The following is a 15,287-nucleotide window of genomic DNA, read 5'->3' as shown; positions in this document are numbered from 1 at the left end:
AGACTGTAGACCTGGTTTTGAACGCGTTCAACGCAATAGCGCGTGGAGTGGGGAGACCTGCGTCACGGTCTGCGGCCCAGCTCCGGCCGCTTGGTGTAGTCGGTGAACCCGATGACGTTGCCCCACGGGTCGGCGATCTCCACCGTCCAGCCCGTGGCCACCGAGGCGGGCTCGTCGAGCGGCGCGATCCCCGCGGCCCGCAGCGCCCGCGCCGCCACGCGCGCGTCCGGCACCTCCAGCCAGACCTGCGCCGAGTGCCACGGCGGCGGCCGGTGCCCCAGCTCGTCCTCCACCCGCAGCAGAATCCCCGGCGTCTCCCCGCCGACCTTCAGCGACGCGATCCCGGCCTCGTCGATCCGGAAGCCCACCGCGAACCCGGCCCGCTCGTAGAACGCCACCGCCTCACCGAGATCCCCGACCGGCAGCAGCACGTTGTCGAACCCGAGCAGTTCGTACGACTCGTCATCTGACATGCCATCAGACTAGGTGTCCGGTCGCCGAGAACCCGGCATTGTCAGTGGTGCCTCGTACGGTCGGCGGCATGGGAAGCAGAGCTCGGGTCCGGCACCGAGGTCACGTTCCTGAAGCTCGTGCCGCTGGTGGGTGGCTGATGGTCCTCTGGCGGCGGTCCGCGGCCGGCGCAACGAACTGCGGACGCACAAGGGCCCCGCCCCCCGGTGCGAATCGGGAAAGCGGGGCCCTTCGTGTCAGGCGGCCGAAGCCGGGGTCAGTAGCGGCGCGTGATCAGCGCTCGCTTGACCTCCTGGATCGCCTTGGTGACCTCGATGCCGCGCGGGCAGGCGTCCGTGCAGTTGAAGGTCGTGCGGCAGCGCCACACGCCGTCCTTGTCGTTGAGGATCTCCAGGCGCTGCTCGCCGGCCTCGTCACGCGAGTCGAAGATGAAGCGGTGCGCGTTGACGATGGCCGCCGGGCCGAAGTACTGGCCGTCGTTCCAGAAGACCGGGCACGAGGAGGTGCAGGCCGCGCAGAGGATGCACTTCGTCGTGTCGTCGAAGCGCTCGCGGTCCTCCGCCGTCTGCAGGCGTTCCCGCGTCGGCTCGTTGGTGTCCTTCGTGATCAGGAAGGGCATCACGTCCCGGTACGCCTGGAAGAACGGCTCCATGTCGACCACGAGGTCCTTCAGGACCGTCAGGCCCTTGATGGGCTCGACCGTGATCGGCTTCTCGGGGTTGATGTCCTTGATCAGCGTCTTGCACGCCAGGCGGTTCTTGCCGTTGATCCGCATGGCGTCGGAGCCGCAGATGCCGTGCGCGCAGGAGCGGCGGAACGTCAGCGTGCCGTCGAGGTCCCACTTGATCTTGTGGAGGCCGTCGAGGACGCGCTCCTTCGGGTCGATCTCCAGCTGGAAGTCTTCCCAGGTCGCCTCGGCCGAGACCTCCGGGTTGAACCGGCGGACCCGGAAGGTGACCGTGATGTACGGGGAGGCCGCGGACTCCGCCTCGACCTTGTCCAGAACAGGGGTAGCCATCAGTACTTACGCTCCATCGGCTGGTAGCGGGTCTGGACGACCGGCTTGTAGTCGAGACGGACGGTTTCCGACCCGTCGGCGCCGACCTCGCGGTACGCCATCGTGTGACGCATGAAGTTGACGTCGTCGCGGTTCGGGTAGTCCTCGCGGTAGTGACCGCCGCGGGACTCCTTGCGGGCCAGGGCGGAGACCGCCATGACCTCGGCCAGGTCCAGCAGGTTGCCCAGCTCGATGGCCTCCAGCAGGTCCGTGTTGAACCGCCGGCCCTTGTCCTGGATCGCCACGTTCTTGTACCGCTCGCGCAGCTCGGCGATCTTCTCGACGGCCGTCTTGATCGTCTGCTCGGTGCGGAACACCATGACGTTGGCGTCCATGGTCTCCTGCAGCTCGCGGCGCAGCGTCGCCACCCGCTCGGTGCCCGTGGAGTTGCGCAGCCGCTCGATCTGCTCGACGACGAGGGACTCCGGGTTCTCCGGCAGCTCGACGAAGTCGGCCTTCTGCGAGTACTCGGCGGCGGCGATGCCCGCGCGCTTGCCGAACACGTTGATGTCCAGCAGCGAGTTGGTGCCCAGACGGTTGGCGCCGTGCACGGAGACACAGGCGACCTCACCGGCGGCGTACAGGCCCGGCACGACGGTGGTGTTGTCCGCGAGGACCTCACCCTCGACGTTCGTCGGGATGCCGCCCATCGCGTAGTGCGCGGTCGGCTGGATCGGGATCGGGTCCGTGTAGGGCTCGATACCGAGGTAGGTCCGCGCGAACTCGGTGATGTCCGGCAGCTTGGCGTCCAGCTGCTCCGGCGGCAGGTGCGTGAGGTCGAGGTAGACGTGGTCGCCCTCGGGACCGCAGCCGCGGCCCTCACGGATCTCCGTGTAGATGGAGCGGGACACGACGTCACGGGACGCGAGGTCCTTCATGACCGGCGCGTACTTCTCCATGAAGCGCTCGCCGTCCTTGTTGCGGAGGATGCCGCCCTCACCACGGGCGCCCTCCGTCAGCAGGATGCCCATGCGCCAGATGCCGGTCGGGTGGAACTGGAAGAACTCCATGTCCTCCAGCGGCAGACCGCGACGGTAGACGGCCGCCTGGCCGTCACCGGTCAGGGTGTGCGCGTTGGACGTCACCTTGAAGAACTTGCCGCAGCCGCCGGAGGCGTAGATGACGGCCTTCGCCTGGAAGATGTGGATCTCACCGGTGGCCAGCTCGTAGGCGACCACACCGGCGGACTTCTTGACGCCGTCGACCTCGGTGATCAGCTGGTCCAGGACGTAGAACTCGTTGAAGAACTCCACGCCCTCCTTGACGCAGTTCTGGTACAGCGTCTGGAGGATCATGTGACCGGTACGGTCGGCGGCGTAGCAGGACCGGCGGACCGGGGCCTCGCCGTGGTTACGGCTGTGACCGCCGAAGCGGCGCTGGTCGATCGTGCCGTTCGGGGTGCGGTTGAACGGCAGGCCCATCTTCTCCAGGTCGAGGACCGAGTCGATGGCCTCCTTCGCCAGGATCTCCGCGGCGTCCTGGTCGACCAGGTAGTCACCGCCCTTGACCGTGTCGAAGGTGTGCCACTCCCAGTTGTCCTCCTCCACGTTGGCCAGCGCCGCGGCCATGCCGCCCTGCGCGGCGCCCGTGTGGGAGCGGGTGGGGTAGAGCTTGGTCAGGACCGCGGTGCGGCTGCGCTTCGTCGACTCGATGGCCGCGCGCATGCCCGCGCCACCGGCGCCGACGATGACGGTGTCGTACTTGTGGATCTTCATGTTTCTCGCAGCCCCGTGCCTAGCGGATGTTCGGGTCGAAGGTGAAGATCACCAGCGTGCCCAGCAGGATGGTGAACACCGTGGCGGTGTAGAGCAGGCCCTTCAGCCACAGCCGGGTGTTCGCGCGCTCCGCGTAGTCGTTGATGACCGTGCGCAGGCCGTTGGCGCCGTGCAGCATCGCCAGCCACAGCATCAGCAGGTCCCAGACCTGCCAGAACGGGGACGCCCAGCGGCCCGCCACGAAGGCGAAGCCGATCTTGGAGACGCCGCCGTCCAGCACGAGCTGGATCAGCAGGTGGCCGAGGACCAGGACGACCAGGACCACACCGGACAGGCGCATGAACAGCCACGCGGCCATCTCGAAGTTGCCGCGGGTGGACCGGGGGGTCTTCTTGGTGCGCTTGCGGGGGGCCTCGATGTACGGCGCCGGGTTGTCGACGCTGTAGACGGACGCGCCCGCGCCCTCCACCGGACCGATGCCGGAAGCCTTGGTTTCAGTCGTGGACATGCGCGTCAGCTCCCGAACAGTTCACGAGCGGCGTGGCCGAGGACCGGGTACAGGGCACCGGCCATGAGCACGACCCAGATGCCTACGACGGTCCAGAGCATCTGCTTCTGGTAGCGGGGGCCCTTCGACCAGAAGTCGACGGCGATGACGCGCAGGCCGTTGAGCGCGTGGAAGAGGATGGCGGCGACGAGGCCGTACTCCAGCAGCGCGACGATCGGCGTCTTGTACGTGGCTACGACCTTGTCGTAGTCCTCGGGGGAGACACGCACGAGAGCGGTGTCCAGGACATGGACGAACAGGAAGAAGAAGATGAGGACGCCGGTGACTCGGTGAGCCACCCAGGACCACATTCCTTCCCGGCCGCGGTACAGCGTTCCAGCCGGCACGGAAGAACCCTCCGGGAGCGGGGACTAGGGCCGCGCCGGCTTCTCTGTCGGTCGGGCCCGGCCGGGTACGGTCCACCGGCCCCCAGCATCGTAGCGACGCGCTGCCGCTGGGCTGACCCGGGGCCTTGCGGTGTGATCAAAGTGGCACGCGGATGGGTGAGTATTTCGGCATCTGTGGTGCATTGTTCTGTTATCTGCCGGGTGCGGGCTGTTTCGGGCTGATCGCGCAGTTCCCCGCGCCCCTGAGCATGCTGACCAACCGTCCCTTCGCCAGTCGACGGAGTTCCTCCGCCGCCAGGACGCGTTCCTCTTCGGGGTCGTTCGCCAGGCGTGAGCGGATTTCCTCGAGGGTGCGGTCAAGGGTCTCCGAGGCGGGGGTGTCATCCAGACAGATGACGAACGCGTGTCCGAATCTGGCCTCGTACGCCGCGCGGGCGGCGCTCAGTGCCATATGGGCCGCCCCGTAGGTGTTCTCCGGCAGGGTCGGCAGGGTCTCGGCGGCCAGCGCCTCCGCCAGGTCCGACGGCGTCAGGTCGTACGCGGCCTCGTCCGCGGCGGCCAGGAGGGCGTCGAGGTCGGGGTAGGGGCGGTGGGCGGTGATGCGGTCGGCCCAGCGCAGGCTGCGCAGGCAGGACAGCAGGGCGTGCCGGGCCTCGGCGGCAGAGAGCGTGTTGAAGCGCTGCAGCGGGGACGGCGTGGCGCGGGTCTGCTCGGGAAGGAGACGAGTCACGTTTCGGCAGGGGATTGTGTGAGAGATGTGCCGCCACGTTATAAGAGCGTGCTCATGCCGTGTCGACGGATGCTCGAATTTCACCCGGACGAGAGAGTTTCGGAACGTGTGGTGGACAACGCAGGCGCCCGACGGTCGTAGGTTGGCCGCGTGAGCCAGCACAGGCGCCCACCGGCGAGCCGGTCGGGGCGAGCGGAGCGGAACGTGCGGCGGCGGGCGCTGATCATCGGCGGCGCGGTCGTGGCCTTCGGAGTGGGTGTGGGGCTGTGGGCCTCCGGCGGAGACGGCGGCGGCTCGTCCGTGGCCTCCCCGAGCGCGAGCCCCGGCGCGCGCACCGGACCCTCGCCGAGTCCGACGCCCAGCCCCACCCGCAGCTACCCGATGTCCGAGGCCCCGCGCACCATCCCCGCCGTGCGCGAGCACACCTCCGCCCGCGGACCCGGCTGGCGCCCGCGGCCGTCGTACCGCGTGGTCGTCAGCGACGCCGAGCTCGGCGACGAGGGGCGGCTGATCGCCGGCGAGCTGGGGCTGACGTACGCCGGCGAGCGCGGCGACGTACGCGAAGGGGACGTACGGCTCGCGCTGAACGGCGACGAGGGCGCGGACCCGGAGTCGTACGCCATGACCGTGCGCGGCGGGCGCGTCACCATCAGCGGGCCGGCCGAGGCGGGAGTCTTCTACGGGACGCGCACGCTGAAGCAGGAGGTGCGCGGCGGGGGAACGGCGCCCGAGGGCGTGGTGCGGGACGAGCCCGCCAAGCCGGTGCGCGCGCTGATGCTGGACATCGCGCGCAAGCCCTACAGCGCCGACTGGATCGAGGACCGGGTCCGTGAGCTGGGCGACCTGAAGTTCAACCAGCTCGGTCTGCACTTCTCCGACGACCAGGGCTTCCGTATCCAGTCGGACACCCACCCCGAGATCGTCTCGCGGGAGCATCTGACCAAGGCGCAGGTCCGGCGGATCGTCCGCCTCGCCGCGAGCCGGCACATCACCGTGGTGCCCGAGATCGACTCGCCCGGCCATCTGGGCGCGGTCCTCGACGCGCACCCCGAGCTGAAGCTGCGCGATGTGCAGGGCGTGGCCGCGCGCGGCGCGGTCGACATCTCCGACCCGGACGCCGCCGAGATCGTCGACGACCTGCTCGGCGAGTACGCGGAGCTGTTCCCCGGCGGGCCCTGGCATCTGGGCGGCGACGAGTACCTCGCGCTGATGGTGTCCGACCCCGAGGGCTCCTACCCGCAGCTCGCCACGGACGCCCGGGAGTCCTACGGCCCCGACGCGGGCATCGCCGACCTGGCCACCGGGTGGCTCAACGACCGCGCCGACACCGTCCGGGCGCTCGGCCGCACCCCGCTCGCCTGGAACGACGGCTTCTACCGCTCCACCACCTTCCCGCCCGACCGGGACATCCAGGTCGCCTACTGGACCGGCAAGGAGATCGGCGCCCGGGAGCCCGCCGGCTATCTGGAGGCGGGCCGCAAGGTCGTCAACTACAACGACGAGTTCCTGTACTACGTCCTCGGTGAGCCGCAGACCTTCGTCTATCCCACCGGCGAGCGGATCTACGAGCAGTGGACCCCGCGCGTCCTGCGCGGCACCGATCCCGTCCCCGCCCGCTACGACGCCCAGATCCTCGGCGGCTCCTTCGCCGTGTGGGGCGACCTGCCCCGCTCCCAGACCCAGGAACAGGTCGCGGCCGGCATCCGGATGCCGCTGCGGGCCACCGTCCAGAAGCTGTGGGACCCGGACCCGCCGGTGCTGAGCTGGCCCGAGTTCCGGGCCCTCGCCGACAAGGTGGGCTGAGCGCGCCGACTCCCCGAGGGAGGCCTGGCCGAAAACCTTCTCTTCCGGCTGCTCGGGCGGCTCGGCGCGGTCCCCCTGTGACAGAACCGGGCCGTCACGCGCAGAAAGGAAAAGTGCGGGCTCCGTAACGGATGGCGCCCCGTCGAGGGAGGCGTGCATGAGTCTGGTGGAACTGATCGCGCAGGCCGATGAGCGCGGACTGGCCGCCAGCGGGCTGGCTTGTTTGGATCGGTGCGTGCCGCTGCTGGGCGGCGACGACGAGCTGCTGCGCCCTTTGTGGGCCAACCTCGCCGACGGCGGCGACCCGGCCGCCTGGGGCGACCTGCTGGAGCAGACGCGCGACAAGCTGGACGCCCCGGACACCGGCGCCGACGAGGCCGCGCTGCTCGCCCGGCGGATGCTGGACGCCGCCCCCGCGGCGCGCTCGGCCGCCGAGGTGCGGGTGTGGGCGGACGCCTGCTCGGTCGCCTCGCTGCAGATACACCGGCTGCTCGACCCGGCCGAGGACACCGGCGAGGTCGACGCGCACCGCGCGGGCCGTACCGAGGGCATGTCGCCGCTCGTCGCCGCCGAACTGCGCCGCCAGATCACTGTCCTGGAACTGCTCGCCGGCCACGGCCCGTCGGGGCTGCGCCGGGCGCTGGACGTCTCCACGGAGGGCCGCCGCGTGCTGCGCGCCGTGGTGTCGCGCCGTACCCGGCAGCAGGGCTGAGAAACCCCCACCGGCGGCGGATCCTGTGACCGTGCTGCGGGGGAGGCGGGGCAATCCTGCGCCGGTCCCGGAAACCGGCCGGAACACAGTGACGAAACCGCTTGTCACGTCGCTCTTGCCTATGTGACGACGACACATCAGGAGACCAGGCCCCAGGCCGCCGCGAAGCCCGTCCGCTGGGCGGCCGACGCGGTGGCGACGATGCGGGAGGGCGCGCGGCTGCGCCTGGACTACTCGGCGCAGAGCCTGTGGCGCGTCGACCGGCTGATCGAGGAGCTGCGGCGCGAGGACCCGCCGTACGCCGCCATGGAGCACGTGCTGCGCGGGCTCGGGGCGTACGCCGGTGAGGTGGTCGTCCGGCAGGCCGGCGGCGAGTGGTGGGCGACCGGCGGCGACCACTGGGTCCGCACCCCCGACGGCCGACTGTGGGACCCCATCGACGAGGCCCGGCGCTGCTTCACCGGCCACGGCTCCCTGCGACTGCTGTGCCGGGACGCGACGGCGGGCGGGTAGACGGACCGGGCCCGCCCCTCACCGCAACCGCCCGTTTCCGGGGGCAGGTGCACAGCTGTGACACTTCTGTGAACCCCGGCGCTGATGAGACGGGGGGCGTCAGTACCGACAACGGAGTCGTACGGCGTGGTCCCGCAGGCAATCCGGTGCGAACGAGGACGGTCTTGGGCCAGGGAGGGGAACCCCGGCGCGTGCAGGCGTACGACGGGGAGCTGGGCGCGGCGGTCGCCCGGGCCCAGAACGGCGACGAGGCCGCCTTCGCGGTCGCCTACCGGCTGGTGCAGCCGGGACTGCTCGGGTATCTGCGCGGGCTCGTCGGCGACGACGCCGAGGACGTGGCCTCCGACGCCTGGCTGGAGATCGCCCGCGATCTCGGGCGGTTCAAGGGTGACGGGGCGGGCTTCCGCGGCTGGACGGCGACGATCGCCCGGCACCGGGCGCTGGACCATCTGCGCCGGCTCCGGGTGCGGCCGCGCGGCGGCGCGCTGGAGCAGGACATGCTCGAGCTGCCCGGCCCGCACAGCACGCACGAGCAGGCACTGGAGTCGCTCTCCACCGAGCGCGCCCTGGCGCTGGTCCGCTCGCTGCCGCCCGACCAGGCCGAGGCGGTGCTGCTGCGCGTGGTGGTGGGCCTCGACGGGCCCGCGGCCGCCCGCGTCCTCGGCAAACGCCCCGGCGCGGTGCGCACCGCGGCCCACCGCGGGCTGAAACGGCTGGCACGCCAGCTGGGTGTGACGGATGAGGCTCCCCGGACGCTGGGTGAGTCGACATGAACGACGACGGCGGCGACAGACCGGCGGCGAGACGGACGGACCCGATGGACCGGGTGGACCGGTGAGCGGGGCGGAAATGGAAGCGGAAGCGGGCATGGGCGAGCGGCTGAACGGCGGCACGACACCCGACCCTGCCGCCGCCCGTTCCGGCTTCACCGGGCACATCGACACGGCCGCGCTGGAGGAGTACGTCGCCGTCGCACTGCGGCGTGTCGAGCCCGGCTCCGACGGCGAGCGGCGGGCCCTGGCCGCGTTCCGGGCGGCGCGGGGCGGCCGCGCGCGGCACGCGCGGACCCGGCGCCGTGACGACTGGCGGCCCCACAGGGCGCGGGCCGGCCGGCCGCTGCGCACCACGCTCGCCGTGCTGCTGTCCGGTCTGACCCTCGGTGGCGTCGCCTACGCGGCCGTCGGCGGCCCCGACGACAGCACCGAGGACACCTCCGGCCGGGCTGCGGCCCCCTCCACGGACTCCCCCTCCGACAGCACCCCGCCCACCACCCCTCCCTCCACCGAGGCCACCCCCGACCGCCCCGGCACGCCCTCCGCCGGAGCCGGCCCCGCCGACCGCCCGCTCCGGGCCGACGACACCGCGGAGGCCCGCTGCCGCGCCTACGCACAGGTCGAGGCCCGCGGCGAGGCACTGGAGGCGACAGCCTGGGCCCGGCTGGTCCAGGCGGCCGGTGGTGAGCAGCATGTCGACTCCTACTGCGCCGACCACACCCGCACCACGAAGCCCCCCGCCCCGTCCGTGCACCCGACCCCCCTCGACCTGCCGACCGTGGCCGTACCGCCGACCCCACTGGACCCACCGGTCGAGACCGGCCGACCGGCCGACGCGGTCCCACTGGACCCGGCCGGGGGCGGGAAGCGCTAGCGGGTGCGTGGCAGCACGCGGAAGAACGTAGAAGAAAGCAGAAGAACGTAGAAGAACGCGGAAGCGCGAGAACGGAAGAACCCGGAAGGCGCTGAAACGCGCGACGGGTGGCGAACCGAGGCAACGGCCGGGGCCGCCACCCCCCACAGGAGAGGCCCCGGCCGTCGCGCGGACGGGCCGCGCGGCGGCCCGTACTTTCTTCAGCGTCGGGGCCCCGTTTTCTGTCACACCCCGCAGCCGTGCACCGCGTCACGAGTTAGTTGCATCTTCCATCTCCCTCCGTCGCACATGGACGCAGAGCGGTTTCACGCCGTAACGTGCCATTCGCGCCGGACTGCCAGGGCTGTGTGGCCCCGGACACGGCGTACGACCGGATCGGTGCGCAAGAGGGGCGCGGTGCTGGGGGACGACGCGGAGCTGACGGCCGCGGTGCTTGCGGCACAGGACGGGGACGAGACCGCGTTCCGGACTGTGTACCGCGCGGTGCACCCGCGGTTGCTCGGATACGTCCGGACGCTCGTCGGTGAGCCCGACGCCGAGGACGTCGCCTCCGAGGCCTGGCTCCAGATAGCCCGCGACCTGGACAGGTTCAGCGGCGACGCCGACCGCTTCCGCGGCTGGGCCGCCCGCATAGCCCGTAACCGCGCCCTGGACCACATACGTATGCGCGGCCGCCGCCCCGCCGTCGGCGGCGACGAGACCGAGCTGACCGGCAGGCCCGCCGAGTCCGACACCGCGGGCGAGGCCATGGAGGCCCTGGCGACGGGCCGCACCCTCTCCCTGATCGCCCGCCTCCCGCAGGACCAGGCCGAGGCCGTCGTGCTCCGGGTGGTCGTGGGCCTCGACGCCAAGACCGCCGCCGAGACGCTCGGCAAGCGCGCGGGTGCCGTCCGCACCGCCGCACACCGGGGGCTGAAGCGGCTGGCCGAGCTGATCGGCGAGGATCCGGAATCCACGGGCGTGCTCGACGCGCTGCCCGCTCAGCGAGAACCGCGCGCCAGGACGGTGACGTCCGCGACTGTGACGCATACGCGACCGCGGACGCAGAAGGACATGTGATGGCCGACGAGCAGTACGGGTGGCTGGACCGCGAAACGGCGGAGCGACTGCTGCGCGGGCAGTCACCGGACGCGGTCCGCGCCGATGCCCGGGGCCAGGCCGAGCAGCTCGCCGAAGTCCTCGCCGCGCTGTCCGCGACACCCGCCCCGACCAGCGCCGAACTCCCCGGTGAGGCCGCCGCGCTGGCCGCGTTCCGCAGCGCCCGCGCCGAACGCCCGGCAGCCCGCGGCGGCGCCGTACGGGGTGGTGCCTCCGACGCCGGGCTGGTCCGGCTCGGTGGCGGCGACGGCTCGGCCGGTGCCGGCCGGCGCCCGCGCTGGGCCCGCCCGCTGCGCTACGGCCTGGCCGCCGCGCTGGCCGCCGGCATGGTCGGCGGGGTCGCCGTCGCGGCCGGAACCGGAGTCCTGCCGACGCCGTTCGACGACGCCGAACCCGCCCCCGCCGCCTCGGTCTCCGCGGCCGCGACCACCCGGCAGCCGCTGGTGACGCCCTCGCCCGACAGCAGCGGCCTTTCGCCCCGGCCGGACGGTTCCGCCGGCGGCGGCAGCGCCGGCCGCGACACCGCCCGGGACACCGGCGACACCGGCACCCTCGGCCGCGACCGCACCACGCCCGGCGGCTCCGACGCCGGCCAGGGCACCGCGGACACCCGGCGCGAGGCCGTCGCCTCCTGCCGCGCCGTGCGCGACGGCCGCTCCCTCGACGCCGGCCGCAAGCGCGCCCTGGAGGGCGTGGCCGGCGGCTCCACCCGGGTGTGGACGTACTGCAAGGGCCTGCTCGGGGAGGCCGACAGCGGCGGCAAGGACACCACCGGGGGCACTTCCCAGGACACCGGCAAGAACGGCGGCACCGGTGAGACCGGCGCCGGCAAGGGCGGCAGCGGCGGTGGCGACTCCGACGACAAGGACGAGCCCGGCAACGGGAACGGCAACGGCGGGGGCCAGACCGGCGGCGGCAGCCAGATCGGCGACGGCGACCAGGTCGGCGGAGGCAGCGGCGGCAGCCGCGACCGGACCGGCGACGGCCACCGGCGGCGCGACCGCTCCACCAGCCGCCCCCCGGCCTTCGGCCCCGCCCTGCCCGAGCCGACCTCCGGGCCCCCGCGCTCCGCGCAGCCCACGCAGTCCCCTCAGTCCCCTCAGCCCTCGCCCAGCACCCGCTACACAAGCCTCTGACCTGCGGTTTCACGGAGTTCAAAAATTTTCCGACGCAGGTGTGACGTTTTCGCGGGCCGTGACGCAGTACTAAGTGAGCCGACTGGTCATCGGCCCTCGCACAGAGCCGGGGTTCCCCCCGTACCCGTGGCTCGTGCATTTGGCGCGGGCGGGACACGTTCCCCCGGTCCCGCCCGCGCCCCACACACTTCTCGCCTCGCGCAGGCCCGCCTCACCAGTGCACGACGACCTTGTCGCCGTTCCTGACCTGGGCGAAGAGATCCGCGATCGCCGCCTCGTCCCGTACGTTGACGCAGCCGTGCGAGGCCCCCGCGTAGCCACGGGCCGCGAAGTCGGCCGAGTAGTGCACCGCCTGGCCGCCGCTGAAGAACATCGCGTACGGCATCGGGGAGTCGTAGAGCGTGGACACATGGTGCCGGGACTTCCAGTAGACCTGGAACACACCTTCCCGGGTCGGTGTGTACTCCGAGCCGAACCGCACCGGCACGGTCAGCAGGGTCCGGCCGTCCACCATCCAGCGCAGCGTCCGGCTCTCCTTGCTGATGCACAGCACCCGGCCCGTCAGACAGCGCGCGTCCGGCGCGTCGGCGGGCTGGCCCCCCATCAGATACAGCTCCCACCGCCCCGGTTCGCGGGTCATCCCCAGCAGCCGCTCCCAGGTGACGGTGTCCACGGTCCCGGTGCGAGGCAGCCCCCGCTTTCCCTGGAACCCCTTCACCGCCTCCTCGGTCGCCGCGTCGTACGTCCCGGTCGGGCCCTCGAAGAGCCAGGCGATCTGCCGCAGCCGCGCCTGGATCTCCCGTACGTCGCGCCCGTCGGCGCCGCGCGACCACAGCACTCGCGGGGCGGGGGCCTTCGGCGTGCCCTCCGGTTTGTCGTCCTTCGCGGGCGAGGAGGGCTGCCCGGTCCGTGTGACCTTCACGGGCGGGCCCCCGTGCCCCTGCTGGACCCCCTCCGCCCGGCATCCGCCCACCGCGACGACGGCCGCCGCCGCGACGACCACGCTCCGCAACCCCGGAACCCGCATCCCGCACCCCCGATCGGTACCCCTATGCCCCCTGAGATGTCTCCCCGCACGTGACGGGTTGCGAACAGCACGGCATCGTTGTGAGCAAGGTCCCAGCCTGGGGCCCTCCACCGGAGTGCACGGCCGCCGCTACAGTCCGTGGCGAGGGTCGGCTTGTACTGGCGAGTAATGAAGCTACGCGGAGGCACACCATGGCACGCGAGTCGGAGTCCGGACTGCCCATCGAGCCGGTGTACGGGCCGGACACGTTGGAGGGCTGGGACCCGGCGGAGAAGCTGGGTGAGCCGGGTGCGTATCCGTTCACGCGGGGCGTGTATCCGTCGATGTACACGGGGCGTCCGTGGACGATGCGCCAGTACGCCGGTTTCGGCACGGCGTCGGAGTCCAACGCCCGCTACAAGCAGCTGATCGCCAACGGCACGATGGGTCTGTCCGTCGCGTTCGACCTGCCCACGCAGATGGGCCACGACTCGGACGCGCCGATCGCCTCGGGCGAGGTCGGCAAGGTGGGCGTGGCGATCGACTCGGTCGACGACATGCGGGTGCTGTTCGGCGGGATCCCGCTGGACAAGGTGTCGACGTCGATGACGATCAACGCCCCCGCCGCCCTGCTGCTGCTCCTCTACCAACTCGTCGCGGAGGAGCAGGGCGTCAGCGCGGACAAGCTGACCGGCACGATCCAGAACGACGTGCTGAAGGAGTACATCGCGCGGGGGACGTACATCTTCCCGCCGAAGCCCTCCCTGCGCCTGATCGCGGACATCTTCAAGTACTGCAAGGCCGAGATCCCGAAGTGGAACACCATCTCGATCTCCGGCTACCACATGGCCGAGGCGGGTGCCTCGCCCGCGCAGGAGATCGCGTTCACCCTCGCCGACGGCATCGAGTACGTGCGTACGGCGGTCGCGGCCGGCATGGACGTCGACGACTTCGCGCCCCGCCTGTCCTTCTTCTTCGTGGCGCGTACGACGATCCTGGAGGAGGTCGCCAAGTTCCGCGCGGCCCGCCGGATCTGGGCGAAGGTGATGCGCGAGGAGTTCGGCGCGAAGAACCCGAAGTCGATGATGCTGCGGTTCCACACGCAGACGGCGGGTGTGCAGCTGACCGCGCAGCAGCCGGAGGTCAACCTGGTCCGCGTGGCCGTGCAGGGCCTGGCGGCGGTGCTCGGCGGCACGCAGTCGCTGCACACGAACTCCTTCGACGAGGCGATCGCGCTGCCGACGGACAAGTCGGCCCGGCTCGCCCTGCGCACCCAGCAGGTGCTGGCGTACGAGACGGACGTGACGGCGACGGTCGACCCGTTCGCGGGCTCGTACGTCATCGAGAAGATGACCGACGAGGTCGAGGCAGCCGCCGTCGAGCTGATGCAGAAGGTCGAGGACCTCGGCGGCGCGGTCACCGCGATCGAGCACGGTTTCCAGAAGAACGAGATCGAGCGCAACGCCTACCGCATCGCGCAGGAGACCGACTCCGCCGAGCGCGTCGTCGTCGGCGTCAACCGCTTCCAGCTCGACGAGGAAGAGCCCTACGAGCCGCTGCGCGTGGACCCGGCGATCGAGGCCCAGCAGGCCGACCGCCTGGCCCGGCTGCGTGCCGAGCGCGACCAGGCGGCGGTGGACGCGGCCCTTCAGGCCCTGAAGAAGGCCGCCGAGGGCGAGGACAACGTCCTGTACCCGATGAAGGACGCCCTCAAGGCCCGCGCCACCGTCGGCGAGGTCTGCAACGCCCTGCGCGAGGTGTGGGGGACGTACGTGCCCACCGACGCGTTCTGACCGACTGACGGACGCCGAAGAAGGAGTGTCGTACCCCCGTGCGACACTCCTTCTCATGTTCGGCGTCATCGATCTCCCCACCTATCTGGCAGGACTCGTCCTGATCGTCCTCCTCCCCGGCCCCAACTCGCTGTACGTGCTCTCGGTGGCCGCCCGCAAAGGCGTGCGCACCGGTTACGCGGCGGCGGCCGGGGTCTTCACCGGGGACACGATCCTGATGACACTGGCGGCGCTCGGGGCGGCCTCGGTGCTCACCACGACACCGCTGCTGTTCCTGGTGGTGAAGTACGCCGGCGCCGCGTACCTGGGCTGGATGGCGTACGGGATGCTGCGCTCGGCGTGGGCCATGTGGAAGACACGCGGTGAGCGGGCGGCCGTGCAGGCCGTGGCCGCCCCGGTGGAGCCGGGGGAGGAGCGCCCCTACCGGCGTGCGCTGGTGGTCTCGCTGCTCAACCCGAAGGCGATCCTGTTCCTGATCTCGTTCTTCGTGCAGTTCGTCGACCCGGACTACGCCTACCCGGCCCTGTCCTTCGTCGTGCTCGGCGCCCTGCTCCAGACCGCCAGCTTCCTGTATCTGTCGCTGCTCATATTCGGCGGCACCCGCCTGGCGGACGCCTTCCGTCGGCGCAGGCGCCTCGCGGCGGGCGCCACCTCGGCCGCGGGCGCGCTGTTCCTGGGCTTCGCGGTGAAGCTGTCGCTGGCGAGCGCGTAG

At 71.6% G+C, this 15,287-nt stretch carries 16 protein-coding genes; 9 read left to right on the top strand and 7 right to left on the bottom strand.

Going from position 1 to position 15,287, the window contains the following annotated elements:
* Window positions 1–62: 62 nt before the first annotated feature.
* From ACIQ6Y_RS29685 to ACIQ6Y_RS29660, 6 genes are all read right to left on the bottom strand, one after another.
* Window positions 63–473: a VOC family protein gene (locus tag ACIQ6Y_RS29685; protein WP_404043442.1), complete on the bottom strand. Its 411-nt coding sequence runs from the start codon at window positions 471–473 to the stop codon at window positions 63–65.
* Between the two features lie 254 nt (window positions 474–727).
* Window positions 728–1,489: a succinate dehydrogenase iron-sulfur subunit gene (locus tag ACIQ6Y_RS29680; protein WP_404043440.1), complete on the bottom strand. Its 762-nt coding sequence runs from the start codon at window positions 1,487–1,489 to the stop codon at window positions 728–730.
* Window positions 1,489–3,243 (bottom strand): succinate dehydrogenase flavoprotein subunit, encoded by a 1,755-nt coding sequence (sdhA, locus tag ACIQ6Y_RS29675; RefSeq protein WP_404043438.1) that lies wholly within the window; start codon window positions 3,241–3,243, stop codon window positions 1,489–1,491. The genes ACIQ6Y_RS29680 and sdhA overlap by 1 nt, the downstream gene beginning before the upstream one ends.
* Before the next feature lie 19 nt (window positions 3,244–3,262).
* A complete protein-coding gene (locus tag ACIQ6Y_RS29670) occupies window positions 3,263–3,751 on the bottom strand; it encodes a succinate dehydrogenase hydrophobic membrane anchor subunit (protein WP_404043436.1) in 489 nt (162 codons plus the stop codon).
* Between the two features lie 5 nt (window positions 3,752–3,756).
* Window positions 3,757–4,137, bottom strand: coding sequence for a succinate dehydrogenase, cytochrome b556 subunit (gene sdhC / locus ACIQ6Y_RS29665; RefSeq protein ID WP_404043434.1), 381 nt, complete (start codon window positions 4,135–4,137; stop codon window positions 3,757–3,759).
* Between the two features lie 190 nt (window positions 4,138–4,327).
* Window positions 4,328–4,867 (bottom strand): 2-oxo-4-hydroxy-4-carboxy-5-ureidoimidazoline decarboxylase, encoded by a 540-nt coding sequence (locus tag ACIQ6Y_RS29660; RefSeq protein ID WP_404043432.1) that lies wholly within the window; start codon window positions 4,865–4,867, stop codon window positions 4,328–4,330.
* Window positions 4,868–5,071: 204 nt separating this feature from the next.
* Between ACIQ6Y_RS29660 and ACIQ6Y_RS29655 the strand changes: the two genes are divergently transcribed.
* The 7 genes from ACIQ6Y_RS29655 to ACIQ6Y_RS29625 all read left to right on the top strand — a co-directional run bounded on the left by ACIQ6Y_RS29655 (window position 5,072) and on the right by ACIQ6Y_RS29625 (window position 11,776).
* Window positions 5,072–6,670, top strand: a complete 1,599-nt coding sequence (locus ACIQ6Y_RS29655; RefSeq protein WP_404044164.1) for a glycoside hydrolase family 20 protein — start codon at window positions 5,072–5,074, stop codon at window positions 6,668–6,670.
* A gap of 157 nt (window positions 6,671–6,827) precedes the next feature.
* Window positions 6,828–7,382, top strand: a complete 555-nt coding sequence (locus ACIQ6Y_RS29650; RefSeq protein ID WP_404043430.1) for a hypothetical protein — start codon at window positions 6,828–6,830, stop codon at window positions 7,380–7,382.
* Between the two features lie 123 nt (window positions 7,383–7,505).
* The gene (locus ACIQ6Y_RS29645; protein WP_404043428.1) at window positions 7,506–7,895 is read left to right on the top strand and encodes a hypothetical protein; all 390 of its coding nucleotides are present in this window, start codon (window positions 7,506–7,508) and stop codon (window positions 7,893–7,895) included.
* A 164-nt stretch (window positions 7,896–8,059) separates the two neighbouring features.
* On the top strand, window positions 8,060–8,668 hold the full coding sequence (locus ACIQ6Y_RS29640) for an RNA polymerase sigma factor (RefSeq protein ID WP_404043426.1): 609 nt from the start codon (window positions 8,060–8,062) through the stop codon (window positions 8,666–8,668).
* 76 nt (window positions 8,669–8,744) lie between these two features.
* Window positions 8,745–9,542 (top strand): hypothetical protein, encoded by a 798-nt coding sequence (locus tag ACIQ6Y_RS29635; RefSeq protein ID WP_404043424.1) that lies wholly within the window; start codon window positions 8,745–8,747, stop codon window positions 9,540–9,542.
* Between the two features lie 396 nt (window positions 9,543–9,938).
* Window positions 9,939–10,601 carry an RNA polymerase sigma factor gene (locus tag ACIQ6Y_RS29630; protein WP_404044162.1) on the top strand — a complete coding sequence of 221 codons (663 nt, stop codon included), beginning with the start codon at window positions 9,939–9,941 and terminating at the stop codon, window positions 10,599–10,601.
* Window positions 10,601–11,776 carry a hypothetical protein gene (locus ACIQ6Y_RS29625; RefSeq protein WP_404043422.1) on the top strand — a complete coding sequence of 392 codons (1,176 nt, stop codon included), beginning with the start codon at window positions 10,601–10,603 and terminating at the stop codon, window positions 11,774–11,776. Before ACIQ6Y_RS29630 ends, ACIQ6Y_RS29625 begins: the two co-directional genes overlap by 1 nt.
* Window positions 11,777–11,987: 211 nt before the next feature.
* On the opposite strand, the gene ACIQ6Y_RS29620 is transcribed toward ACIQ6Y_RS29625, so the two are convergent.
* Complete coding sequence (locus tag ACIQ6Y_RS29620) at window positions 11,988–12,803, bottom strand: L,D-transpeptidase family protein (protein WP_404043420.1); 816 nt, start codon at window positions 12,801–12,803, stop codon at window positions 11,988–11,990.
* A 191-nt stretch (window positions 12,804–12,994) separates the two neighbouring features.
* Here ACIQ6Y_RS29620 and ACIQ6Y_RS29615 point away from each other — a divergent pair, with 191 nt between their 5' ends.
* Both ACIQ6Y_RS29615 and leuE read left to right on the top strand, forming a co-directional pair.
* Entirely contained in the window at window positions 12,995–14,575 is a 1,581-nt protein-coding gene (locus ACIQ6Y_RS29615; RefSeq protein ID WP_404043418.1) for a methylmalonyl-CoA mutase, read from the top strand.
* 55 nt (window positions 14,576–14,630) lie between these two features.
* On the top strand, window positions 14,631–15,287 hold the full coding sequence (gene leuE / locus ACIQ6Y_RS29610; protein ID WP_404043416.1) for a leucine efflux protein LeuE: 657 nt from the start codon (window positions 14,631–14,633) through the stop codon (window positions 15,285–15,287).

This window comes from Streptomyces sp. NPDC096205, assembly GCF_044763135.1.
In the GTDB taxonomy this organism is placed as follows: domain Bacteria; phylum Actinomycetota; class Actinomycetes; order Streptomycetales; family Streptomycetaceae; genus Streptomyces.
This window is presented reverse-complemented; position numbering and strand designations above follow the sequence as displayed.

What these genes read in the sequence shown, in the direction of transcription:
- leuE (WP_404043416.1), top strand. Translation starts at nt 14,631, where the DNA reads ATGTTCGGCGTCATCGATCTCCCCACCTATCTGGCAGGACTCGTCCTG.
- ACIQ6Y_RS29650 (WP_404043430.1), top strand. Translation starts at nt 6,828, where the DNA reads ATGAGTCTGGTGGAACTGATCGCGCAGGCCGATGAGCGCGGACTGGCC.
- ACIQ6Y_RS29625 (WP_404043422.1), top strand. Translation starts at nt 10,601, where the DNA reads ATGGCCGACGAGCAGTACGGGTGGCTGGACCGCGAAACGGCGGAGCGA.
- ACIQ6Y_RS29685 (WP_404043442.1), bottom strand. Translation starts at nt 473, where the DNA reads ATGTCAGATGACGAGTCGTACGAACTGCTCGGGTTCGACAACGTGCTG.
- ACIQ6Y_RS29670 (WP_404043436.1), bottom strand. Translation starts at nt 3,751, where the DNA reads ATGTCCACGACTGAAACCAAGGCTTCCGGCATCGGTCCGGTGGAGGGC.
- ACIQ6Y_RS29680 (WP_404043440.1), bottom strand. Translation starts at nt 1,489, where the DNA reads ATGGCTACCCCTGTTCTGGACAAGGTCGAGGCGGAGTCCGCGGCCTCC.
- ACIQ6Y_RS29620 (WP_404043420.1), bottom strand. Translation starts at nt 12,803, where the DNA reads ATGCGGGTTCCGGGGTTGCGGAGCGTGGTCGTCGCGGCGGCGGCCGTC.
- sdhA (WP_404043438.1), bottom strand. Translation starts at nt 3,243, where the DNA reads ATGAAGATCCACAAGTACGACACCGTCATCGTCGGCGCCGGTGGCGCG.
- ACIQ6Y_RS29615 (WP_404043418.1), top strand. Translation starts at nt 12,995, where the DNA reads ATGGCACGCGAGTCGGAGTCCGGACTGCCCATCGAGCCGGTGTACGGG.
- ACIQ6Y_RS29635 (WP_404043424.1), top strand. Translation starts at nt 8,745, where the DNA reads ATGGAAGCGGAAGCGGGCATGGGCGAGCGGCTGAACGGCGGCACGACA.